Source organism: Lysobacter arenosi (assembly GCF_016613475.2).
In the GTDB taxonomy this organism is placed as follows: Bacteria; Pseudomonadota; Gammaproteobacteria; order Xanthomonadales; family Xanthomonadaceae; genus Lysobacter_J; species Lysobacter_J arenosi.
Map to the genome: position 1 here is coordinate 619140 of NZ_CP071517.1, position 22845 is coordinate 641984.

Below are 22845 nucleotides of genomic sequence, written 5' to 3' on the forward strand. Positions count from 1 at the left end.
CCGCCAGTTCCCCGTAGCCGCTCCGGCTGACACAATCCCCTTTCCGTTGCCCAAGGCCCCCGTACAAGCATGAGCATCAAGTCCGACCGTTGGATCCGTCGCATGGCCGAGCAGCACGGCATGATCGAGCCGTTCGAGCCGGGCCAGGTCAAGACCGCCGCCGACGGCCACCGCATCGTCAGCTACGGCACGTCCAGCTACGGCTATGACGTGCGCTGCTCGCGCGAGTTCAAGGTCTTCACCAACATCAACTCGACGATCGTCGACCCGAAGCATTTCGACAGCGGCAGCTTCGTCGACATCGAAAGCGACGTGTGCATCATCCCGCCGAACTCGTTCGCGCTGGCGCGCACGGTCGAGTACTTCCGCATCCCGCGCGACACCCTGGTGGTGTGCCTGGGCAAGAGCACGTACGCGCGCTGCGGCATCATCGTCAACGTCACGCCGCTCGAGCCGGAATGGGAAGGCCACGTGACCCTCGAATTCAGCAACACCACGCCGCTGCCGGCGCGCATCTACGCCAACGAGGGCGTGGCGCAGATGCTGTTCTTCCAGTCCGACGAAGTCTGCGAGACCTCGTACAAGGACCGCGGCGGCAAGTACCAGGGCCAGGTCGGCGTCACGCTGCCGCGCACCTGACCGGAAGCGATCCACAGGCCGCCAGCGGCGGCCTGTGAGAGGGCAATCCCTCAGCGACGCACGTAGGTGACGAAGAATCCCTGCAGGTCGCCGTTCTCGGTGTAACCCACCACGCTCTGCACCTGGTAACCATTGCTGTTGAACGCGCGATGGGCCTGGTTGAGCTCGCTGGCCGAGCCGTTCTTGCGCGCGCCCAGGTCGACGTCGACATACAGGCTCACGGTCTGCTGACCGGTCTGGGCGAACTCGGCCGCCTTCTTGTCGTACTGGGACTGCGTGGCGGCCAGCGCCAGGGCAGGGGTGATCAGGCACGCGGCCAGCAGGGCAGCGACAACGGTCTTGCGCATCAGGGTGTCCTTCAGTGGGTGGTGCCCGCCGCCAGGCGGACATCGTGTTCGACAGTCAACGCGGTGGCGACCGCCAGGCGCAGGGCCTGGCTCACCACCGACGGCGGCAGACTCGGCGCGCCCGGGTGTCGCGCGGCCTGCGCGGGAGCATACGGAATGTGGATGAAGCCGCCACGGACGCCGTGCACAGTTCGCAACGCGTGCATCAACCCGTAGAAGACATGGTTGCAGACGTAGGTGCCGGCCGTCTGCGAGATCTCGGCCGGGATGCCGGCATCGCGCAGCGCCGACAGCATCGCCTTGATCGGCAGGTCGCTGAAGTAGGCGGCCGGGCCGCCGGCGATGACGGCCTCGTCGATCGGCTGGGCGCCGGCGTTGTCGGCAATGCGGGCATCGTCGACGTTGATGGCCACGCGCTCCAGCGCGATCTGCGCGCGGCCGCCGGCCTGGCCGACGCAGATCGCCAGCACCGGCGCGGTCTCGTCGAGCGCGCGGCGCAGGGATTGCAGCGAAGCGCCGAACTCGACCGGCAGGCAACGCGTAGCGATGCGGTGGCCGAGGATCTGCTCGCCATCGAGCGCGGACACGGCCTCCCAGCTCGGATTGCTGTCCTCGCCGCCGAAGGGGGCGAAGCCGGTGAGCAGGACGGTGGGAATAGGCGCGGTCACGGAAGCAAGGCTCTCACTTGAACGCCAGCCAGTACATCAGCAGCAGGTTCACCGCCAGCAGCGGCACCGCGGTGGCGATCTGCACCCGGATCACCGCATTGGGGTCATCGAGTTCCAGCAGCGCCGCCGGCACCAGGTTGAAGTTGGCCGCCATCGGCGTCATCAGCGTCCCGCAATAACCGGTCAGCATGCCAAGCGCGCCGAGGATCGCCGGCTCCGCGCCATGCTGCTGGATCAGCAGCGGCAGGCCGATGCCGGCGGTCATCACCGGAAACGCGGCGAAGGCATTGCCCATGATCATCGTGAACACCACCATGCCCAGCCCATAGGCCAGCACGCAGGCCACGCGGCTGTCGGCGGGAATCACCGCGGACACGATCGACGCCACCGCATCGCCGACGCCGCTGGCAGCGAACACGCCGCCGAGCGTCGCCAGTACCAGCGGCAGCAGCGCCGCCCAGCCCATCGTGTCGAGCAGGCGCCGGCCTTCGCTGGCCGCGCGGATCGGCCGCTCGCGCGTCACCACGACCGCGGCCAGCGCCGCCAGCACGCACGCCAGGGCCAGCCCGATCAGGGTGATGCTGCCCTCGCCGAACAACGGCGTGCCGAAGATCACGATGTACTTGCCGAACAACACGATCAGCACGGTGATCGCCGGGATCAGCAATGCCGGCACGAACAGGCGATGGCCCAGGCGCAAGGCCGAGGCCCGGCGCTGATCTTCAGGTGCTTCGGCAATGTGTTCCCGGCGCATGCGCGTGGCCAGCAGCGCCAGCACGATGACGGCCGCGCCGGCCAGCTGCGACGGCAGCGGATTGCCGGCCTTGCTGGCCGTCAGCACCAGCTTGCCGGTGGCGAACAGCACGCCCAGCATCGACCAGAACGCGGCATGGGCGTAGCGACCTTCGCGCAGGTTGCTGCCGCCTGCGAAGAACAGGAACAGCGCCAGCACGATGTAGAAATGTTCAATCGACAGCATCGTGGCGCTCCGTGCTGTCGGTCGACGAACTCATCCGGCGGGCGAGGCCGCGCTGGAAGAAGACGATGCGCACGGCGTGGATCACGAACGCGGCGATCGCGGTCGGGATCGCCCACAGCGCGATCTGTAACGGCTCCAGGGTGATGCCGTGTTCGGCGTAGAAGCCCTGGATCAGCAGCACCGCGCCGAAGGCGAGGAACACGTCCTCGCCGAAGAAGCGGCCGACGTTGTCGGTCGCCGCGGCGAGGGCATGCACGCGCTGGATTTCCGCGCGCGGCAGCGGGCCATGCTCCTGCAGGCCGGGTGTGCGGTTGGCCGCAGATTCCGACATCGGCGCCAGCAGCGGGCGCACGGTCTGGGCGTGACCGGCGATGTCGATCAGGCCGAGCGTGCTCAGCCCCTGGCGCGCGGCGAGGTAGACGACCAGCAGTCGTGCCAGGGTCAATCCGCGCCAGCGCGCGATCCACTGCAGTGCGTGCTCGCGCAGACCGGCGCGTTCGAGCAGGCCGATGGTCGGGAGCGTCATCGCGAACATCAGCAGGGCGCGATTGGAAATGAAACTGTCGCCGATCACGGCCAGCAGCTCCGGCATCGACTTGCCCGCGGCCAAGCCGCTCACCAGTCCGGCACTGACGACCACGATGACCGGGTTGGCGCGCAGGACGAAGCCGACGACGACCCAGGCGACGCCCAGGAGGGGCCAGTAATTCATGGAAGGCCTTTGGCCGTGACGGAGGCGACGACTATGCCATCCGCCTGCAGCGCCTCGCGAACCGCCTGCGCGAACACCGCCGCATCGCTGCGGTCACCGTGCAGGCACAAGGTATCGGCGCGCAGCGCCACGATGCTGCCGTCGTCGGCGACCACTTCGCCGCGGGTGGCCAGCCGTCGAACCTGCGCAATGGCGACGTCGAGCGATTCGATCACCGCGCCTTCGCTGCCGCGCGGCAGCAGGCGGCCGCGGCGGTCGTAGCCGCGTTCGGCGAACACTTCGTGGGCGACCTGCAGCCCATGGGCGCTGCCGGCATCGGTCAGCGCCGAGCCGGACAGGCCGAACAGCACCAGCGACGGGTCGAAGTCCTTGACGACTGCGGCGATCGCGTCGGCGACACCGCGGTCGTCGGCGGCGACGTTGTAGAGCGCGCCGTGTGGCTTGACGTGGGTCAGGCGCACGCCTTCCTTGCTGGCGATCGTTGCCAGGCGCTCGATCTGCGCCCGCACCGTCCGCGCGATATCGGCCGGGGGGACCGTCAGGGCACGCCGGCCGAAATGCTCGCGGTCGTCGAACGAGGGATGCGCGCCTGCCGCCACGCCGTGCGCGCGGCACAGCCTCAGCGTCGCGCGCATCGTCGCGTCGTCGCCGGCGTGGCCGCCGCAGGCGATGTTGGCCGAGCTGACCAGCGGCAGGATCGCCGCATCGTCGCCGCAGCCTTCGCCCAGATCGCAGTTGAAGTCGATACGTCTGCTCACGTCATGGTCGGATGCGGCCTCAGCCGCGCTTGAAGAGCATTCCCAGGCCGACCACGATCAGGATCGCCGGCCACCAGGTCATCAGCATCCGACCCAGGCTCATGTCGGTGTAGCCAAGGTTGTTGAGCAGGAAAAGGGTGCCGATCACGACCAGCACCAGCGCGCCGATGACATTGGATTTCATGGGATTCCGGAAGGTAAGGAGTTGGAGGGGTCAGACCGCGGGCACGCGCGCGTCGATCATCACGCCGATTCTGGCGACCCGTGCCCGCGCCGCGCAAGCCAGGCGGTAGGCAGCGGTGGCATCGACTGCGGCGAAGTGCAGGGTCTGTCCCGGAATGCATTGCGCCAGACGGGGCAGGTCGGCGGCGATGACGTGCCCCAGTCGCGGGTAGCCGCCGACGGTCTGGGCATCGGCCAACAGGATGATCGGCTGGCCGTCGGGCGGCAGCTGGATCGTGCCCGGCGCGACCGGTTCGGAGATGCCGTCGGCCTTGGGGGTCGGCAAGGCATCGCCTTGCAGCCGCAGGCCCTGGCGGTTGCTGCTGGCGCTGACCTTCCAGGCGCGTCGCGCCAGCGGCGCCGACCAGGCATGCGTCGAAGGCAGATAGCGGATAGGCGCGCGCGGGTCTTCGTCATGGCCGGGGTCGATCCACCAGCGCACGCTTTGCAATCGCGTGGTGTCGCACGGCGGCGCGTCGCCCAGCGCCAGTCTGTCGCCGGTGCGCAGTGCGCGTCCGTCGAGACCGCCGAAGCCGCCACGCAGGTCGGTGCTGCGGCTACCGAGCACTTCGGGCACGTCGATGCCGCCGGCGATGGCCAGCCAGGCGCGCGCACCGCCACGGACCGCGCCAAGCTCGAGCGTGCCGGCCGGCAGCAGCACCGGGCGGCCGCCGGGAACCGGCTCGCCATCGAATCGCGCCGCGACTGTGGCGCCGGTCAGGGCGATGCGCATCGGCACGTCCAGTTGCAGCGTCGGGCCGTGCAGGGTGACTTCCAGCACCGCGGCGTCGGCGCGGTTGCCGACCAGGCGATTGCCCAGTCGCGCCGCATCGCCGTCGAGTGCGCCGGCATGGGCAACGCCGAGGTGGCGCCAGTCCGTGCGGCCCAGGTCCTGCACGGTCGTAAGCAACCCGGGGCGCAGCACGCGCAGGCCATAACGGGCACGGCTCATGGAGCGGCGTCCGCGAAACGGTCCGCCTCGATGGCGACGAAGCGGACGCGATCACCGGGCAGCAGCAGCGATGGCGTCGCCCGCGCAGGGTCGAACAGCACTTTCGGCGTGCGCCCGAGCAGGCGCCAGCCACCGGGGCTTTCGCGTGGGTAGATGCCGGTCTGGGCGCCGCCGATGGCGACGCTGCCCGCTGCAACGCGTGCGCGCGGCGTCGCAAGCCGCGGCAGCGCCAGCGCCGGGTCAAGTCCGGCCAGGTAAGGGAACCCCGGTGCGAAGCCGATCATCGCCACGGTGTACACGCCGCTGGAGTGTCGCGTGATCAGCTGCTGCGGCGACATCTGCAGCTCCGCCGCCGCGGACTCCAGGTCCGGGCCGAACTCGCCGCCGTAAACGACGGGAATCTCCACCGTCCGTGCCGCCTGCGCGCTTGCGTCGACCACCGGCGTCTCGTCCATCGCGAGCAATGCCAGCAGCTCCTCGTGGATGTGCGCCGGATCCGCGGCCGGATCGAAGAACACGCCCAGGCTGGCGAAGGCGGGCACCAGGCCGCGCAGCCAGTGCGGTTTGTGTTCGCCGCCAAGCCGGCGCGCAATCGCATGCACGCGGGCATTGAGCTGCGGGTCAAGCTGGTCGCCGAAGCGCAGCAGCCAGGCGTCGTCTGCGAGCGCTTCAATGTCGCAGACGAACGAACGGTTCACTGCGGAAGGGCGCCCTGCAGTTGCTGGATCCGCGTCACCAGCGCCTCGGGCGTATAGGCCTGCGCGCTGGCGGTGCCCCAGACCGGTCGCGGCCAGGCGATGTCGTCGTGGAAGCGCGCGATGACATGCACGTGCAGTTGCGGCACCACATTGCCGAGCGCGGCGACGTTGATCTTCTGTGGCTTGAACTCGACCTGCAGGGCGCGGCTGGCGGCACTGATCTCGCGCATCAGCGTGGCCTGCTGCGCCTCGTCGAGGTCGACCAGCTCGACCGCGTCGGCCACGCGCGGGATCAGGATCAGCCATGGATGGTTGGCATCGTCCATGAGTCGCAGCTCGCTCAGGGCGAGATGTGCGACCGGGTGCGTGTCCTCGGCCAGCTGCGCATGCAGTTGCCAGGCGCCCGTGTTACCAGTGCGATTCATCGCAGGTTCTCCGCCAGGAAATCGATGGTGCGGTGCCAGGCCAGTTCGGCGCTGGCGGGATGGTAGGCATGGTTGTCGACGTCGCGATTGAAGGCATGGCCGGCGCCGGCATAGACGTGCACGGCCGCGCCCGGATGCTTGCCGCGGTGCTGTTCGATCACCTCGGCCGGGATGCTGCCGTCGTTTTCGCCGAAGTGGAACATCATCCGCGCGCGCAATGGTTCATCGAGGAAGGGCACGGTGCGCGCGCCGTACCAGGACACGGCCGGCAGGCCCAGGCGCGTATTGGCCAGGAAAGCCAGGCTGCCGCCCCAGCAGAATCCGACCACTCCCACGCGCAGGCCCTCGCGGTGCAGCTCGTCGGCGGCCTCGCTGATGATGTCGACTGCGCGCTCGAATCCCAGTTCGTTGCGCAGGGCAGCACCGCGTTGCGTGCCTGCCTCGTCATAGCCCAGCTCGACCCCGGGCGCCACCGGGTCGTACAGCGCCGGCGCCAGGGCGACGAAACCGGCCGCGGCGAAGCGTTCGGCGACGCTGCGGATGTGGGCGTTGGCGCCGAAAATCTCCTGCAACACGATCACGGCGCCCTTCGAGGGGCCGGTCGGCTCGGCGCGCCAGGCCCTGACCGGGCCATGCGGGGTGTCCAGATCTATCCAGTGGGCCATGGGGGAGAGGTCCATTCAGTTGTCTGTGGGCGCTCGTGACCGCAAGTGTTCAGCTTCGCGGCACCTCCTGCCCGGTTGATTCTAGCGCCGGCGCTATAATCCGCAGCCATCCTGTCGTCCCGAGCGCAGCGAGGGACCTGCTGTAGCCGCCAAGCGCGTGGCCAGCAGGTCGCTCGCTGCACTTGGCGCGACTGCAACTCGACATGCCCGGTTCCTTCAATGTCCCTAGCCAATCCCAAAGTCGGTTTCGTCAGCCTCGGTTGCCCCAAGGCGCTGGTCGACTCCGAACGCATCCTCACCCAGTTGCGCGTGGAGGGCTACGACATCGTCCAGACCTACGACGATGCCGACGTGGTCGTGGTCAACACCTGCGGCTTCATCGACTCGGCCGTGACCGAGTCGCTGGACGCGATCGGCGAGGCCATCGCCGAGAACGGCAAGGTCATCGTCACCGGTTGTCTGGGCAAGAAGCCCGAGCAGATCCGCGAGGCGCACCCGGGCGTGCTGTCGATCAGCGGCCCGCAGGATTACGGCAGCGTGATGAGCGCGGTGCACGCGGCACTGCCGCCCAAGCACGATCCGTTCCTGAACCTGGTGCCCGACACGGGCATCAAGCTGACGCCCAAGCACTACGCCTACCTGAAGATTTCCGAAGGCTGCAATCACCGCTGCAGCTTCTGCATCATCCCGTCGATGCGCGGCGACCTCGTCAGCCGTCCGGTCGACCAGGTGCTGCGCGAGGCCGAGAAGCTCGCCATGGGCGGCGTCAAGGAACTGCTGGTGATCTCGCAGGACACCTCGGCCTACGGCGTCGACGTCAAGTACGCGCAGCACGAATGGCGCGGCAAGACCTACCAGACGCGCATGAAAGCGCTGTGCGAGGGCCTGAGCGAACTGGGCATCTGGACCCGCCTGCATTACGTGTACCCGTATCCGCACGTCGACGACATCATCCCGCTGATGGCCGAGACCGGCGCCAACGGCATGCGCAAGCTGCTGCCGTACCTGGACATCCCGTTCCAGCACGCCAGCCCGCGCGTGCTCAAGCTGATGAAGCGCCCGGGCGCGGTCGACAAGACGCTCGAGCGGATCCAGCGCTGGCGCTCGATCGCGCCGGACATCACCATCCGCTCGACCTTCATCGTCGGTTTCCCCGGCGAGACCGAGGCCGAGTTCGAAGAGCTGCTGGACTTCCTCGACGAGGCCCAGCTCGACCGCGTCGGCGCGTTCGCCTATTCGCCGGTCGACGGTGCCAGCGCCAACGCGCTGCCCGATCCGGTGCCGGAAGAGGTCAAGGCCGAGCGTCTTGCGCGCTTCATGGAGCGCCAGGCGGACATTTCCGCGGCCAAGCTCGAAGCCAAGGTCGGCACCACCCAGCGCTGCCTGGTCGACGCGCTCGACGGCGAACTGGCGATCGCGCGCTCGATGGCCGACGCGCCAGAGATCGACGGTCTCGTGCAGATCCAGAACGGCTTCATGGCCGGCCTCAAGCCGGGCGAGTTCGTCGACGTCGAGATCATGGGCAGCGACGAGCACGACCTGTTCGGCGAAGTCGCGTTCGACGACTGAGGCACGGCCTCAGCTCGGCGGGCGCCACAGCATCGGTGTGAACACGATGCCGTGCTCGCACAGTTCCGGGCCGGTCGCTTCGAATCCCAGCTGGCGGTAGACCGCCAGCGCGTGGCGCGAGGCGTTGACGGTGATCAGTGCAGGCGGTTCCACCCACGCCTGCACGGTTTCCCACATGCGACGCGCCAGTCCTTGCCGCTGCGCCGCTTCGGCGACGAACAGATGGAACAGGTGGGCAGGCGGACGCAACGCCGCAACGCCGACCAGTACCTGGCCACGCTGCGCCACGAGGTAGCGGAAGCCGTCATCCAGGCGCTTGGCCGTGGGTTCTGGCGCGAGCATCTGCAGCAGCCGCGCCGCGCCGTCAGGCGTGCAATCCGGTGCGATCCAGCGTCGGGTCAATTCGCACACGAGCGCGCTCATGGCGGCCGCGTCGGCGACTGTCGCCTCGCGCAGGTCGACACGTGGTCCGACAGCGTGCTCAGGCACCGGCATCGCCATAACTGACGTCGACGATCACGAAGCGCGCGGCGCCGCCGGGCAGCATCGCTTCGAATTCATCGTCGAGGCGTTTCTTGAGCATCGCGCGTGCCAACGGCGAATCGATGCTGATCCAGCCCGCGCGCGCGTCGGTCTCGTCCGGGCCGACGATGCGATAGCGCTGGCTCTCGCCGCTGGCGATGTTCTCGACTTCCACGCGCGCCCCGAAGAACACCGCTTCCGGATCGGTCGGCACGGTGTCGACGATGCGCAGCGACGGCAGGCGCTTGCTGAGGTAACGCACACGCCGGTCGATCTCGCCGAGCTGCTTCTTGCGATAGGTGTACTCGGCGTTCTCGGAACGGTCGCCCTCGGCGGCGGCCGCGGCCAGCGCTTTGACCACCTCCGGACGCTTGACGCGCCACAGCTCGTCGAGCTCGGACTTGAGGCGATCGTGGCCGCCGCGGGTGATCAGGGCGGTGCTTTTCTCGGCAGGGGGACGCCAGCGGGACATCGGCGAGGACATGGGGACGGGCGACCGTTATCGCAGAGCCGACGGCGTCCCTCAAGCCCGGTGCGAGCCGCAGCCGTCGGCTCACACGCGGTCTGAACGAAGCGCGGCGCAACCTTCTGGCAGCTCCCGGAGAAGCGGTCATGAAGACGCAGGCAGCATGGCGGTACCGGTGCGTCCGCGTGGGTTGGCTGTGGCTGCTGCTGGCGGTCGCGTGTTCGCGCGAACAGGCGCCGGCGCCCGCTGCGCCGCCGGTGCAGGCACGCACGACGGCTGCGGCTCCGACTTCGGCGGAGCGGTCGCAGGATGTTGCGCCGGGACCCGAGGTGGCGCCGACCCCGTCGCCGGTCGAGGCGCAAGGTCCGGCCGAGGCCGCGCCGGAGGTTCCTGCCGGGTCCCCACAGGCGCCAGCGGCGGACGCCGCTGCAGCTACCGCCGTGCCCGAACAGGCCAGCACGGTTCGCCAGCTCAACCTCGAGAACCGGCCGTGGAAGGGCGACTTCGACGCGATGCTCGAGCGGCGCATGATCCGTGCGCTGGTGCCGTACAGCCGCACCCTCTACTTCACCGACAAGGGCCGCGAGCGCGGCCTCAGTGCGGAGCTGCTGCGCGACTTCGAGCGCTACATCAACCGCAAGTACGCCAAGCAGCTGGGCAAGCGTCCGTTGACCCTCTACCTGATTCCGACCACGCGTGATCGCCTGCTGCCCGATGTCGCCAGCGGCCTGGGCGACATCGGCGCGGGCAACCTCACCGTGACGCCCGCGCGCGAGGCGATCGTCGACTTCGCCGCGCCGCGCGACCGCAAGCCGGTGCGCGAACTACTGGTGACCGGCCCGGCCTCGCCAGCCATCGCCCGGCTGGACGAACTGTCCGGGCGTCGCGTGCATGTGCGGCTGGCCAGCAGCTACCACGAGAGCCTCAAGGCGCTCAGCGAGCGGCTGGTCAAGTCAGGCAAACCGGCCATCACCATCGTGCCCCTGCCCGAGGCGCTGGAGGACGAGGACTTCCTGGAGATGCTCAACGCAGGCCTGCTGGAGTACATCGTCGTCGACGACTGGAAGGCGCGGCTGTGGGCGCAGGTATTGCCCGACATCCGCCCGCGCGACGACCTGGTGCTGCGCGAACAGGGGTATGTCGGCTGGGCCTACCGCAAGCAGAGTCCGCAGCTCGCTGCGGCGCTGCAGGATTTCTATGTCAACTGGGTGAAGAAGCAGGGCGTGATCGACTATCGCCTGGCGCAGTTCCACAAGCAGATCAAGCAGATCGGCAACAACACCGGCGGCGAGGAATGGCGGCAGTTCGAGCAGGTCGTCGGCCTGTTCGAGAAGTACGGCGCGCAGTACGGCTTCGATCCGGTGATGCTGGCGGCGCAGGGCTACCAGGAGTCACGCCTGCGCCAGGACGCGAAGAGCCACGTCGGCGCGATCGGAGTGATGCAGGTGATGCCGGCCACCGGGGCCGAGCTCAAGGTCGGCGACATCCGCCAGGTCGAGCCCAACATCCACGCCGGTGCAAAGTACATGGACAAGCTGATGGGCCAGTACTTCAAGGATGCGCATTTCAGCAAGGACGTGCGACCGCTCTTCGCCTTCGCCAGCTACAACGCGGGCCCCGGCAACATCGCCAGGATGCGGCGCGAGGCGGCCAGGCGCGGACTCAACCCGGACAAATGGTTCAACAACGTCGAGATCGTCACCGCCGAGAAGATCGGCATCGAAACGACGACCTACGTGCGCAACATCTACAAGTACTACACCGCCTACAAGCTGACGATGCAGATGCAGCAGACGCAGAAGCGCGCGCGGGAGCAGGTTGGCAAACGCAAATCCTGAGCGGCCCCGGCGACGTTGGGCCGCCGCCGGAGCAGGTGCGAATCAGCGCCGAGCCTTGCCCCCGAAGATCCCGCCCAGCAGCCCGCGCAGGATCTGCTGGCCGATCTGGTTGCCGACCGTTCGCGCGGTCTGCTTGGCCATGGTCTCGACCATGCCCTGGCGGCGCTTGGTGCCGAACACGGCGTCCTTCACCGACTGGCTGAAACCACCTTCGTCGGCATCGTCCTGTTCGCGCGTGCGCGCCGGGGGGGCCTTGGCCTGTTCGGCCGCGGCGGTGGCCTTCTGTGCCAGCACTTCGGCGGCCGAGTCGCGATCGATGCGGGTGTCGTACCTGGGCCCGACCGGACTGCCGGCGCGAACCTGCGCGCGTTCGGCTTCGGTGATCGCGCCCATGCGGCAACGCGGCGGCGCCACCAGGGTCTTTTCGACCGGCATCGGCACGCCTTTCTCCTGCAACGTGGACACCAGCGCCTCGCCGGTGCCGAGCTGCGAGATGGTCTCGGCCACGTCCAGCGCCGGGTTGGCGACGAAGGTCTGCGCCGCGGTCTTCACCGCCTTCTGGTCGCGCGGCGTGAACGCCCGCAACGCATGCTGCACGCGATTGCCGAGCTGGCCGAGGATGTTGTCGGGCACGTCGTCGGGAAACTGCGAGCAGAAATACACGCCCACGCCCTTGGAGCGGATCAGGCGCACCACCTGCTCGACACGCTGCTGCAGCGCCGGCGGCGCGTCGTCGAACAGCAGGTGGGCCTCGTCGAAGACGAACACCAGCTTGGGCTTATCGAGGTCGCCGACCTCGGGCAGGTTCTCGAACAGCTCCGACAGCAGCCACAGCAGGAAGCTCGAGTACAGCCGCGGCTTCAGGACCAATTGGTCGGAGGCGAGGATGTTGACCACGCCGCGCCCGTCGGTGTGGGTGCGCATCAGGTCGGTCAGTTCCAGCGCCGGTTCGCCGAAGAACATCTCGCCGCCTTCCTGTTCCAGGCGCAGCAGCGAGCGCTGGATCGCGCCGATCGACTGTGCGCTGACCAGGCCATAGCTGGTGGAGATGTCCTTGCGCTCGGCCGCGACCAGGCCGAGCAGGGCACGCAGGTCCTCCAGGTCGAGCAGCAGCAGGCCGCGGTCGTCGGCGAGCTTGAAGACGATGTCGAGCACCCCCGACTGGGTGTCGTTGAGTTCGAGCACGCGCGCCAGCAGGGTCGGGCCCATCTCGCTGACGGTGGTGCGCACCGGGTGGCCGAGCTTGCCGAACAGGTCCCAGAACACGACCGGACTGGCCTGGCTGGCGTAGTCGCCGATGCCGATCTCCGCGACACGGGCCTGCAGCTTGTCGCTGCTGGTGCCGGCCATCGCCAGGCCGGCGACGTCGCCCTTCACGTCGGCGAGGAACACTGGCACGCCCTGGCGCGAGAAGCCTTCGGCCAGGGTCATCAGGGTCACGGTCTTGCCGGTACCGGTGGCGCCGGCGACCAGGCCATGGCGGTTGCCGAACTTGGACAGCAGGTACACCTGGCCGTGGCTGTCGGGCAGGGAAGTCGGGGTGGTGACGGCCTTGCCGATGAGAATAGTGCCTGTCGTGCCTGTGCTTGGGTCCATGTCCGGGTCCGTGCTCGGTTCAGTGGGGGAAGTGCGGACGATTCTATGCGGCGTCGCCGAATGCTGCTCGGGCGCGCATGGACACCGGGAAAGTTTCCCGGCTGGACGCTGCCGGCACCGATACGGGCCGCATTTGCCACGCATATCCCCATTCACGCACTTTGGCTGCAACAGTGCTTGCCCGCGTTCGCAAGGCAACGCTACCCTCCCAGTCCCCCGCTTTCAGTTGTCGTCCATGCCCGCACTGGTTCGTCCTTCCGTCGCGCTGCTCGCGCTCGGTTTCGCCACTCTTGCGCCGAGCGCGCATGCCCTCTCCAAGCGCGACCAGGCAGCCGTGGAGGCACTCGACCAGCGCATGCAGGCCGCCGAGGCCCGCTATCGCCAGGGCATCGTCAAGGTCGGCAACGCCGATCCGTCCGGGCGCAGCGAGGTCGATGCCTCGCTGGAGGACATGGAAGACGTGATGGCCGCCTGCGTGAAGCAGAAGGGCTGCTCGCCCACGACCATGCTGACCGCCTACAAGCGCCTGCTGAAGCAGAACGCCGACGTTGCCGCTGGCGACGACGTGCCCGAAGACAGCGAGGACGAAGGCGCCGGCAGCATCACCGCCGACGTGCCCGAGGCCGCCCGTGCCGCGGCGCTGCTCAGTGCCGACGGCCAGCGCTTCGTGAAGATGGTGCAGTACAACCCGGCCGTGCAGGCGGGCATCCGCCGCTGGCTGACCGACATGCGCCCGGCGCTGATCGATACGTTCGAGAACTACCAGTACCTGCGCCAGTCGATGTGGCCGCAGTTCGAGCGCGCCGGCCTGCCCGAGGCGCTGCTGTTCGGCGTGATGGCCAAGGAGTCCAACGGCCGCGTCCATTCGACCTCGCGCGCCGGCGCCGCCGGGCCGATGCAGTTCATGTACGGCACCGGTCTGCGCTTCGGCCTGGGCGAAGACGGTACCGGCTTCGATACCCGCTACGACGCCCGCGCATCGGCACAGGCGGCAGCGTCCTATTTCAACGAGCGCCTGGGCCAGCTCAACCGCAGCATCGAGCTGTCTCTGGCTGCCTACAACGGCGGCGAGGGCCGCGCCCAGCGCGTCTACAACAGCTCGGGCGGGCGCAACTTCTGGGACGAGTCGGTCTACAACCAGTTCCCGGCGGAAACCCGCGACTACGTGCCGATGGTGATCGCCGCGGCATGGCTGTTCCTGCATCCAAAGGAGTACGGCCTGAGCTTCCCGAAGGTCGACGCGCGCGCGGCGGCCCTGCGGCTGAGCAAGCCCAGCTCGATCTACGAGCTGACCATCTGCCTGGGCAGCAGCGGTTCGCGTGACGGCTACATGCGCGCGCTGCGCAACCTCAACCCGCGTTACGAGGCCGACCGCTACCTGCCTACCGGCACCGTCCTCAACGCCACCACCAAAATGGTCGGCCTGTACAACCGCTACTGCATCCAGGGCCAGCGCGCCGACCTCGCGCATACGCTTGTGATGAGCGATGCCAGTTCGGCGATCGTGCGGACCGGGCCGGTCACTCCGGTGAATTCGAGCGACGTGGTGTACGAAGCCGAGAGCGCGGGCACCGGTTCGGCCGGCGCGGTGGCGGTGGCGAAGGCGGCACCGAAGAAGGCGTCCAAGCCGTCGTCCTATACGGTCAAGCGCGGCGAAACGCTGACTGCGATCGCGCAGAAGTTCCAGTGCGATACCGGTGACCTGGCCAAGGCCAACAAGCTCAAGGCACCGCGTTACGCGATCAAGCCGGGACAGAAGATCAAGCTGGACGGCTGCGAGGGCTGAGGCCCGCCACCGGTACGTGATCCCCGCGAAGGCGGGGATCCAGCGTCATCCAGGGGCGTGCAGAAGCCATGTCCCTGGTTCCCGCCTTCGCGGGGATGACGGACTCCTGCTTATGCCGCGTCCGAACGACGCGCCAGCACTTCGCCCAGCCGCACCGGCGATTCACCCTTCAATGAGGGGTCCAGCGCCGCCACGCCCGGCGGCAGCAGCACGATCACGGTCGAGCCATAGTTGAAGCGCGCCATCTCGGCGAAGCGCTCCAGGGTGATGTCCGCGCCGCGGTAGTCCTTCACGGTCACGGTGTCGCCGTAGCGCGGAATCTCCACGCCGCTCCACACCGTTTCCACGCCCGAGACCAGCAGCGCGCCGACCATCACCATCGCCATCGGCCCGAAGTCGGTGTCGAAGTGGCAGACCAGGCGTTCGTTGCGGGCGAACAGGCGCGGCACGTTCTGCACCGCGGCCGGGCCGACGCTGAAGAGGCGGCCGGGCACGTGCACGGTCTCGCGCAGCTTGCCGCCCCACGGCATGTGCACGCGGTGGTAGTCCTTGGGCGACAGGTACACGGTGGCGAACAGGCCGTTGTTGAACGGCTCGGCGGCGTCATCGTCACCGAGCAGTTCGGCGGCGGTGAACGACTGGCCCTTGGCCTGGAAGATGCGGCCGTTCTCGATCGGGCCGCACTGGCTGATGCGGCCGTCGGCGGGCATCAGCAGCGAGCGCGGATCGGCATCGGCAACGCGCGCGCCGGGCCTGAGCGCGCGGGTGAAGAAGGCATTGAACGTCGGATACGCGTTCGGATCGGGTTCGGCCGCCTCGGCGAGGTTGACGCCGAACTTGCGCGTGACCGTGTCGATCAGCCACTGCTTGACCATCGGCGAGTCCGAGTAGGCCAAGCGGCGCGCCATCGACGACAGCAGGCGATGCGGCAGCACATAGGTGAGGGCAGTGACCAGGCTCATTCGGCGCGCACTCCTGCGGCCGCCTGGGTCAGCGCGGTCATGTCGGCAGCGATCGCCTTGGGGTCCAGCGGCGGCTGGATGATGCCGGCCATGCGTCCCTGCGGGTCGAGGACCGCCATCGAGGCACTGTGGTCGACGCTGTACTGGTCAGCCGGCGCGCCGTCGGGTGCCGGCACCTTGGCGAAGACCATGCTCAGCGACTTGGCGAAGCCTTCCAGCGCCGGGATGTCGGCGGTGGCGGCCAGGGTGTCGCGGTGGAAGGCGTGGGCGTACTCGCCGATGCGGTCCGGCGTGTCGCGCTCGGGATCGACCGAGACGAACAGCACGCGCGGGCGGGTGGCTTCCGGAAGGGCTGCCCACTGCTTCTGGGCACGGGCCATCTCCGCCAAGGTGGTCGGGCAAACGTCCGGGCAATGGGTGAAGCCCAGGAACACCAGCGTCCAGTGGCCCTTGAGCTCACCTGGCACCAGCGCCGTGCCATCGGACTGGCGCAACGAGAACGACGGCAGCTCGCGGGCGGGCTCGAACAGGCGCACGACCTGCGTCTGCGGCCACTTGGAGGCGGTGACCGGGCCGAAATGGCGTTGCGCGGCCCACAGCCCCAGGGCGGCGGCGAGGGCGGCGATCAGGATGAGCACGGTGGTGCGGTTGAACATGATGTCTCTTGAACGGCCGCCCCGGCTGGGCGCGCGGGCATGATACCGGTCGCCCGGTATAATCGCCGACCCCCAATGCAAGGCCTCGCCATGTCCGGCTCCGCCAACCTCCAGGCCGTTCAGTTCGAACAGGTCTCGATCATCGACCTGATCCGCTACGGCGGCAGCCGCTTCAACGAGTCGGGCCTGACCTTCGGCCACAGCTACGACAACGCCCTGGACGAAGCCACCCAGCTGGTGCTGCATGCGCTGCACCTGCCGCACGACCTGAGCCCGGTCTACGGCACCTCGCGCGTGACCGCGGATGAGAAGGCCAAGGTGCTGGCGCTATTCGAGCGCCGCATCGGTGAGCGCGTCCCGGCCGCCTACCTGACCGGTGAGGCCTGGTTCGCCGGACTGAGCTTCAAGAGCGACCGCCGCGCCCTCGTGCCGCGTTCGCCGATCGCCGAACTGATCACCAGCGGCTTCGAGCCGTGGCTGGGCGGTCGCGAAGTCGAGCGCGTGCTCGACCTGTGCACCGGCTCGGGCTGCATCGCCATTGCCACCGGCCACTACCACCCGTACTGGCAGGTCGACGGCGCCGACATCAACGACGACGCACTGTCGCTGGCGCACGAGAACAAGGCGCGCCTGCATGCCGACAACGTCACGCTGCGCAAGTCGGACCTGTTCAAGGGCCTGCAGGGCGAGGTCTACGACCTGATCGTGACCAACCCGCCGTACGTGACCAACGACGAGACCGATGCGCTGCCGAAGGAATACTCGTACGAGCCCGACCTGGGCCTGCGCGCCGGCGACGACGGTCTCGACCTGGCGCTGAAGATCCTGCGCGACGCACCCGATCACCTCAGCGAACACGGCCTGCTGATCTGCGAAGTCGGCGAAGCCGAGCAGGCCCTGGTGGCGCTGCTGCCGGAGCTGCCGATGGCCTGGGTCGAGTTCAAGGTCGGCCAGATGGGCATCTTCGTGGTCGAGCGCAGCGACATGGTCGAGCATCACGCCCGCATCAAGGAACTGGCGGACGCGCGCGGCTGAGGCCGCGCACCGCGGCCGTGGTTCCGGCAGCAACCATTTCCGATTGCTAGAGTGCACCGGTCCAGACAACAGGATCCCCCGTGTCCAGCAACACCTTCGGCAAGCTGCTCTCGGTAACCACCTTCGGTGAAAGCCACGGCCCGGCGATCGGCTGCGTCGTCGACGGCTGTCCTCCCGGCATCGCGATCGCGCCGGAAGACTTCCGCCGCGACCTCGAGCGGCGCGCCACCGGCCGCACCCGCCACACCTCGCAGCGCCACGAGGCCGACGAGGTCGAGATCCTCAGCGGTGTCTACGAAGGCGTCACCACCGGTACTCCCATCGCGTTGCTGATCCGCAACACCGACCAGCGCAGCAAGGACTACGCGAAAATCTCCGAGCAGTTCCGCCCGGGCCACGCCGACTACACCTACTGGCAGAAGTACGGCATCCGCGACCCGCGCGGTGGCGGCCGCTCCTCGGCGCGCGAGACCACGATGCGCGTCGCCGCTGCCGTGATCGCCAAGAAGTGGCTGGCCGACCGCCATGGCGTCGTGGTTCGCGGCTACCTGTCGCAAATTGGCGAGATCGTGCCCGACGGCTTCGACCTGGCGGCGGTGGAGGACAACCCGTTCTTCTGGCCCGACACCCGCCAGGTCACCGAACTCGAGCTGTACATGGATGCGCTGCGCAAGTCCGGCGACTCGGTCGGCGCGCGCGTCGACGTCATCGCCACCGGCGTGCCGCCGGGCTGGGGCGAGCCGATCTACGGCAAGCTCGACGGCGAACTGGCCGGCGCGCTGATGAGCATCAATGCGGTCAAGGGCGTGGAGATCGGCGACGGCTTCGGCGTGGTCACGCAGAAGGGCAGCGAGCACCGCGACCACATGACACCCGAGGGTTTTGCCTCCAACCACGCCGGCGGCATCCTCGGCGGCATCAGCAGCGGGCAGCCGCTGCGCTGCTCGGTCGCCTTCAAGCCGACCTCGAGCCTGCGCCTGCCGGTCGACAGCCTCGATGTCCACGGCAATGTCGTCGAGGTGGTCACCACCGGCCGTCATGATCCCTGCGTCGGCATCCGCGCCACGCCGATCTGCGAAGCGATGGTGGCGCTGGTGCTGATGGACCAGGCGCTGCGCCACCGCGCCCAGTGCGGCGACGTAGAACTGCCGACGCCGCGCATCGCAGGTTCGCTCGATGGCTGAAGCGCGGCCGCGGGTGTGGGTGTCGCAACCCCTGTTCGCCGACATTGTCGGACGCCTGCGTGAGCACTTCGATGTCGACGACACCGCGCAGGTGACCCAGCACGGGAGTGCAGCCATTGCCGCTGCGCTGGCCGGCAGCGACGGGGCCCTGGTCACGCTCAACGATCCGATCGGCGCGGCCGAAGTCGCAGGCGCCGGCCGCCTGCGCGCGATCGCCAATGTCGGCGTCGGCTACAACAACCTCGACGTGCCGGCGCTCAGCCGTGCCGGCATCGTCGTCACCAACACGCCCGACGTGCTGACCGAAACCACTGCCGACTTCGGCTTCGCTTTGATGATGGCCGCGGCACGGCGCATCACCGAGGGCGAACGCTGGCTGCGCGAGGGCCAGTGGCGGCAGTGGAGTTTCGAGACGCTGCTCGGCGGCGACCTGCACGGCTCGACCCTGGCCATCCTCGGCATGGGACGGATCGGGCAGGGCATCGCCCGCCGTGCCGCCGGCTTCGACATGCGCGTGCTGTACCACAACCGCAGCCGCCTGCCGGAAGGCATCGAGCGCGACTGCCGCGCGCAATACGTGGATTTCGATTCGCTGCTGGTGCAGGCCGACCACCTGGTGCTGGTGCTGCCGTACTCGCCGCAGGTGCATCACCTGGTCAATGCCGCGGCGCTGGCGAAGATGAAGCCGACCGCGACGCTGACCAACGTCGCCCGCGGCGGCCTGGTCGACGAGGATGCGCTGGCCGACGCGCTTTCCGCCGGAAGGCTGGCCGCCGCAGGCCTGGACGTGTTCGAAGGCGAGCCGGCGGTGAATCCGCGCCTGCTCGCGCTGCGCAATGTCGTGCTGACCCCGCACATCGCCAGCGCCAGCCTCGCCACGCGGCGGGCGATGGTCAGCCTGGCCGTCGACAACCTGATTGCCGCGCTGGGCTTCGGCCCTGACGCCGGCCGCCCGCCGACACCCGTCAACGCCGGTCAGCTCAAACGCTGAGTCCCGCTGCCATCAGCGGGAGATCGACCGTTGTTGGCGGATAATGCCGTCACCCCACCCGCCGGATCGGATCCGGCAGCCCCACCAACCAGGACCACAAGGAACCAATGAACGCCAAGAACTCCTGCAACGTTGCCATCGTCGGTGCCACCGGCGCGGTCGGCGAGACCATGCTCAAGATCCTCGCCGAGCGCCAGTTCCCCATCGGCAAATTGCACGTACTCGCCAGCGAACGCTCGGCCGGCGAGAAGATCGAGTTCGGTGCGAAGAAACTGGTGGTGGAAGACCTCGCCAAATTCGATCCGAGCGGCGTCGACATCGCGCTGTTCTCCGCCGGTGGCAGCATTTCCAAGGAGTACGCGCCCAAGTTCGCCGCCGCCGGTGCGGTGGTGATCGACAACTCCTCGGCGTTCCGCTACGACGACGACGTGCCGCTGGTGGTGTCGGAGGTCAATCCCGAGCAGGTGGCCAACCGCCCGCGCGGCATCATCGCCAACCCCAACTGCTCGACCATGCAGATGCTGGTCGCGCTGGCGCCGATCCACCGCAAGGTCGGCATCGAGCGCATCAACGTGGCGACCTACCAGTCGGTGTCCGGCGGTGGCCGCTCGGCGCTGGAGGAACTCGGCCGCCAGACCGGCGCGCTGCTGAACTTCCAGGATCCGCAGCCGGAACGTTTCCCGGTGCAGATCGCCTTCAACCTGATCCCGCACATCGACGACTTCCAGGACAACGGCTACACCAAGGAAGAGATGAAGCTGGTCTGGGAGACGCGCAAGATCCTCGGCGACGACTCGATCCAGGTGAACCCGACCGCGGTGCGCGTGCCGGTGTTCTACGGCCACTCCGAGGCCGTCAACGTCGAGACCCGCGAGAAGATCACCGCCGCGCAGGTTCGCGAGATGCTGCTGACCGCGCCCGGCGTGGAAGTGGTCGATGAGCCCAGGGCCGGCGGTTACCCGACCCCGGTCACCCACGCCTCGGGCAACGACCCGGTGTATGTCGGCCGCATCCGCGACGATTTCTCGCACCCGCGCGCGGTCAACCTGTGGATCGTCTCGGATAACATCCGCAAGGGCGCGGCGCTGAACGCGGTCCAGCTCGCCGAGCTGGTCTGGGCCGAGCGCGGCTGAGCATGCGCGACTGAGCATGCGCGGTTGAGCATGCGCGGTTGAGCAGGGCCGGGGGCGGCAAGGCCGCTCCCGAACGGCTCGCGGCCCTCAATCCGTCGCCGCGATCGCACTCGGCGACGGTTTCAATTGCCCCTGACCCCGGCGAAGGCTAGAGTCGCCGCCGGGGGACGGCATCGGGATCCGAAGTGAAACAACGTCAAGTGAAACAGCCGGCCAGGCGCGGCTCGCGCACGGTGCTGGCATTGGCGCTGGCCCTTGCCAGCGGCGCCGCGTCGGCGTTGGGCCTGGGCCAGATCGAGGTCAAGTCGCGAATCGGGCAGCCATTCCTGGCTGAGATTCCGATCGTCTCCAACGATCCGTCGGAGCTGGAGAACCTGCAGGCGGAGCTGGCTTCGCCGCTGGTGTTCGCCCGCATCGGCCTGCAACCGCCCAGCGGCGTCGTCGCCGAACTGCGCTTTGCCTCGGCGCTGGACTCGGCCGGGCGGCCGGTCATCCGCGTCACCAGCGACCAGCCGGTGAACGACTCGCTGCTCACCTTCCTGGTCTCGGTCGACTGGGGCCAGGGCCGGCTGGTGCGCGAGTACTCGGCGCTGCTGGACACCCCGCGTACGGTCTCGGCGCCGTTGCAGCCGCAGATCGAGGAGACCGTGGTCTCCGCACCCAACATCGTCGAGCGCCCGCTCGAACCGGAAGTGGCCGCCGCTCCCGCGGACGCTCCGGCAGAAGCCGCTCCGGCTGAAGAAACCGTCGCTGCCGGTCCCGACGGCGACAACAACGAAGACGCCAACGCAATTGCGCCGACGCCGACGCCCACCCCGGCGGCAGAACCGGCGCAAGTGGCCAGTGCCTCGCCAGTCGAAGTACCCGCGGGCGATCTTGCCGGCGAGTACTCGGTGCGTCGTGGCGACACCCTTTCGGAGATTGCCGGTCGCGTGCAGGGCGAGGGCTTCACCCTCGACCAGGCGATGATCGCGCTGCTGCGTGCCAACCCCGAAGCGTTCATCGGCGGCAACGTCAACCGGCTCAAGGCTGGCGCCGTGCTGGCCGTGCCGGCCCGCGATCAGGTCGCCAGCGTCGATGCGGCGCAGGCGCGCCAGCTGGTCAGCAGCCAGGTGCGGCAGTGGCGCGATGCACGTCGCGCGGTGCCGCAGCCGGCACTCGAAGCCGGCAGCGCCGCCGCGGCGACAACGCCGGTGGCGGCTGGTGCAACGACTGCGGCGGCCAACCCGCGCAGTGCCGATGCACGTCTGGAAATCGTTCCGCCTGGCGCCAGCAGCGCTACCCAGGCGGGTACACAATCCGGCATCAACGCCGGTGGTGAGGGCGACATGCTGCGTCAGGAACTGCAACAGAACACCGAAACCCTCGCCGCGCGCGAAGCCGAGCTGCAGGAACTCAAGGGCCGCGTCGCGGAACTCGAGCAGCTGCAGAGCAAGCAGCAGCAACTGATCGCGATGAAGGACAGCGAGCTGGCCGCCGCCCAGCAGCGCCTGGCGCAGAGCAACCAGAAGGACCAGGCGATGCAGGCCGCTTCGGCGATGCCCTCGCTGATCGGCGCTGGCGTGCTGTTGCTGGCCGTGGTTGGTGGCTGGTTCATGCGTCGCCGCCCTGTCAAGCCGGTGTTCCGCGCGCCGCTACCTGGCGATGCCGCAGCCGCGACGTCGATCGCCGATTCGTTCGCCGAATCCTCCTTCCCGGCACAGCAGCGCGCCCCGGTCCAGGCCGAAGCCGAACTGCGCGTCGAGGAAGAGCCCGCAGCGCCGGCGTTCGAACTGCAGGCGTCCGCTCCGGCAGTCGCGGCGGCACCGGCTCCCAGCACTGTCGCACCGGCGTGGCACGTCGCATCGGCCGACACCAAGGGCCGCGTCGAGCCTTCGATGGCGACGCAGCCCGGCCAGGAGCGCCTCGAACTCGCCCGCGCCTACCTCGACCTGGGCGACCGCGAAAGCGCTCGCCAACTGCTTGCCGAAGTCGTCATCAACGGCGACCTGTCGGCACGCCAGCGCGCTTCGCGGATGCTGCAGGAACTTGATTGACCGAGC

At 68.6% G+C, this 22845-nt stretch carries 24 protein-coding genes; 9 read left to right on the plus strand and 15 right to left on the minus strand.

What is annotated here, in order from left to right:
- Positions 1-69 precede the first annotated feature (69 nt).
- Positions 70-639, plus strand: coding sequence for a dCTP deaminase (dcd, locus tag HIV01_RS02985; RefSeq protein WP_158730638.1), 570 nt, complete (start codon positions 70-72; stop codon positions 637-639).
- Between the two features lie 50 nt (positions 640-689).
- Here dcd and HIV01_RS02990 read toward each other — a convergent pair whose 3' ends face one another.
- Genes HIV01_RS02990 through HIV01_RS03035 form a run of 10 tightly spaced genes read right to left on the minus strand, consistent with a single transcriptional unit; the run spans position 690 to position 7080 of the window.
- On the minus strand, positions 690-986 hold the full coding sequence (locus HIV01_RS02990; protein WP_200604878.1) for a hypothetical protein: 297 nt from the start codon (positions 984-986) through the stop codon (positions 690-692).
- An 11-nt stretch (positions 987-997) separates the two neighbouring features.
- On the minus strand, positions 998-1654 hold the full coding sequence (gene pcp / locus HIV01_RS02995; protein ID WP_245156896.1) for a pyroglutamyl-peptidase I: 657 nt from the start codon (positions 1652-1654) through the stop codon (positions 998-1000).
- Between the two features lie 13 nt (positions 1655-1667).
- Positions 1668-2633, minus strand: a complete 966-nt coding sequence (locus tag HIV01_RS03000; protein WP_200604879.1) for a DUF979 domain-containing protein — start codon at positions 2631-2633, stop codon at positions 1668-1670.
- Positions 2620-3345: a DUF969 domain-containing protein gene (locus HIV01_RS03005; RefSeq protein ID WP_200604880.1), complete on the minus strand. Its 726-nt coding sequence runs from the start codon at positions 3343-3345 to the stop codon at positions 2620-2622. Before HIV01_RS03005 ends, HIV01_RS03000 begins: the two co-directional genes overlap by 14 nt.
- Positions 3342-4103 (minus strand): 5-oxoprolinase subunit PxpA, encoded by a 762-nt coding sequence (locus HIV01_RS03010; protein ID WP_200604881.1) that lies wholly within the window; start codon positions 4101-4103, stop codon positions 3342-3344. Before HIV01_RS03010 ends, HIV01_RS03005 begins: the two co-directional genes overlap by 4 nt.
- Before the next feature lie 19 nt (positions 4104-4122).
- The gene (locus HIV01_RS03015) at positions 4123-4287 is read right to left on the minus strand and encodes a LiaI-LiaF-like domain-containing protein (RefSeq protein WP_200604882.1); all 165 of its coding nucleotides are present in this window, start codon (positions 4285-4287) and stop codon (positions 4123-4125) included.
- 30 nt (positions 4288-4317) lie between these two features.
- Positions 4318-5277, minus strand: a complete 960-nt coding sequence (locus HIV01_RS03020; protein ID WP_200604883.1) for a 5-oxoprolinase subunit C family protein — start codon at positions 5275-5277, stop codon at positions 4318-4320.
- Positions 5274-5975 (minus strand): 5-oxoprolinase subunit PxpB, encoded by a 702-nt coding sequence (gene pxpB, locus HIV01_RS03025; protein ID WP_200604884.1) that lies wholly within the window; start codon positions 5973-5975, stop codon positions 5274-5276. Before pxpB ends, HIV01_RS03020 begins: the two co-directional genes overlap by 4 nt.
- Positions 5972-6400: an HIT domain-containing protein gene (locus HIV01_RS03030; protein WP_200604885.1), complete on the minus strand. Its 429-nt coding sequence runs from the start codon at positions 6398-6400 to the stop codon at positions 5972-5974. The genes pxpB and HIV01_RS03030 overlap by 4 nt, the downstream gene beginning before the upstream one ends.
- A complete protein-coding gene (locus HIV01_RS03035; RefSeq protein WP_425600255.1) occupies positions 6397-7080 on the minus strand; it encodes a dienelactone hydrolase family protein in 684 nt (227 codons plus the stop codon). Before HIV01_RS03035 ends, HIV01_RS03030 begins: the two co-directional genes overlap by 4 nt.
- A gap of 204 nt (positions 7081-7284) precedes the next feature.
- Between HIV01_RS03035 and rimO the strand changes: the two genes are divergently transcribed.
- Entirely contained in the window at positions 7285-8634 is a 1350-nt protein-coding gene (rimO, locus tag HIV01_RS03040) for a 30S ribosomal protein S12 methylthiotransferase RimO (protein ID WP_200604886.1), read from the plus strand.
- Positions 8635-8643: 9 nt separating this feature from the next.
- Here the strand turns inward: rimO and HIV01_RS03045 are convergent, their stop codons facing one another.
- Together HIV01_RS03045 and greB are read right to left on the minus strand one after the other, a co-directional pair.
- The gene (locus HIV01_RS03045) at positions 8644-9123 is read right to left on the minus strand and encodes a GNAT family N-acetyltransferase (RefSeq protein WP_200604887.1); all 480 of its coding nucleotides are present in this window, start codon (positions 9121-9123) and stop codon (positions 8644-8646) included.
- Positions 9116-9628, minus strand: coding sequence for a transcription elongation factor GreB (greB, locus tag HIV01_RS03050; RefSeq protein WP_200604888.1), 513 nt, complete (start codon positions 9626-9628; stop codon positions 9116-9118). Before greB ends, HIV01_RS03045 begins: the two co-directional genes overlap by 8 nt.
- A 140-nt stretch (positions 9629-9768) precedes the next feature.
- On the opposite strand from greB, the gene HIV01_RS03055 reads away from it, so the two are divergent.
- On the plus strand, positions 9769-11460 hold the full coding sequence (locus HIV01_RS03055; protein WP_200604889.1) for an MltF family protein: 1692 nt from the start codon (positions 9769-9771) through the stop codon (positions 11458-11460).
- Positions 11461-11502: 42 nt separating this feature from the next.
- On the opposite strand, the gene HIV01_RS03060 is transcribed toward HIV01_RS03055, so the two are convergent.
- Positions 11503-13056 (minus strand): helicase HerA-like domain-containing protein, encoded by a 1554-nt coding sequence (locus HIV01_RS03060; protein ID WP_200604890.1) that lies wholly within the window; start codon positions 13054-13056, stop codon positions 11503-11505.
- Positions 13057-13291: 235 nt separating this feature from the next.
- Here HIV01_RS03060 and HIV01_RS03065 point away from each other — a divergent pair, with 235 nt between their 5' ends.
- A complete protein-coding gene (locus tag HIV01_RS03065) occupies positions 13292-14842 on the plus strand; it encodes a transglycosylase SLT domain-containing protein (protein WP_200604891.1) in 1551 nt (516 codons plus the stop codon).
- Positions 14843-14952: 110 nt separating this feature from the next.
- Here HIV01_RS03065 and asd read toward each other — a convergent pair whose 3' ends face one another.
- The gene (gene asd / locus HIV01_RS03070) at positions 14953-15804 is read right to left on the minus strand and encodes an archaetidylserine decarboxylase (RefSeq protein ID WP_200604892.1); all 852 of its coding nucleotides are present in this window, start codon (positions 15802-15804) and stop codon (positions 14953-14955) included.
- Complete coding sequence (locus HIV01_RS03075) at positions 15801-16460, minus strand: SCO family protein (protein WP_200604893.1); 660 nt, start codon at positions 16458-16460, stop codon at positions 15801-15803. The genes asd and HIV01_RS03075 overlap by 4 nt, the downstream gene beginning before the upstream one ends.
- Positions 16461-16550: 90 nt before the next feature.
- Here HIV01_RS03075 and prmB point away from each other — a divergent pair, with 90 nt between their 5' ends.
- The 5 genes from prmB (at position 16551) to HIV01_RS03100 (ending at position 22839) form a co-directional block, all read left to right on the plus strand.
- Positions 16551-17495 carry a 50S ribosomal protein L3 N(5)-glutamine methyltransferase gene (gene prmB / locus HIV01_RS03080; protein ID WP_200604894.1) on the plus strand — a complete coding sequence of 315 codons (945 nt, stop codon included), beginning with the start codon at positions 16551-16553 and terminating at the stop codon, positions 17493-17495.
- Positions 17496-17575: 80 nt separating this feature from the next.
- Positions 17576-18679 carry a chorismate synthase gene (gene aroC / locus HIV01_RS03085; protein ID WP_200604895.1) on the plus strand — a complete coding sequence of 368 codons (1104 nt, stop codon included), beginning with the start codon at positions 17576-17578 and terminating at the stop codon, positions 18677-18679.
- Positions 18672-19670 carry a 2-hydroxyacid dehydrogenase gene (locus HIV01_RS03090; RefSeq protein WP_200604896.1) on the plus strand — a complete coding sequence of 333 codons (999 nt, stop codon included), beginning with the start codon at positions 18672-18674 and terminating at the stop codon, positions 19668-19670. Before aroC ends, HIV01_RS03090 begins: the two co-directional genes overlap by 8 nt.
- A 107-nt stretch (positions 19671-19777) precedes the next feature.
- On the plus strand, positions 19778-20803 hold the full coding sequence (locus tag HIV01_RS03095) for an aspartate-semialdehyde dehydrogenase (protein ID WP_200604897.1): 1026 nt from the start codon (positions 19778-19780) through the stop codon (positions 20801-20803).
- A gap of 185 nt (positions 20804-20988) precedes the next feature.
- The gene (locus HIV01_RS03100; RefSeq protein ID WP_245156897.1) at positions 20989-22839 is read left to right on the plus strand and encodes a type IV pilus assembly protein FimV; all 1851 of its coding nucleotides are present in this window, start codon (positions 20989-20991) and stop codon (positions 22837-22839) included.
- The last annotated feature ends 6 nt before the right edge of the window (positions 22840-22845 follow it).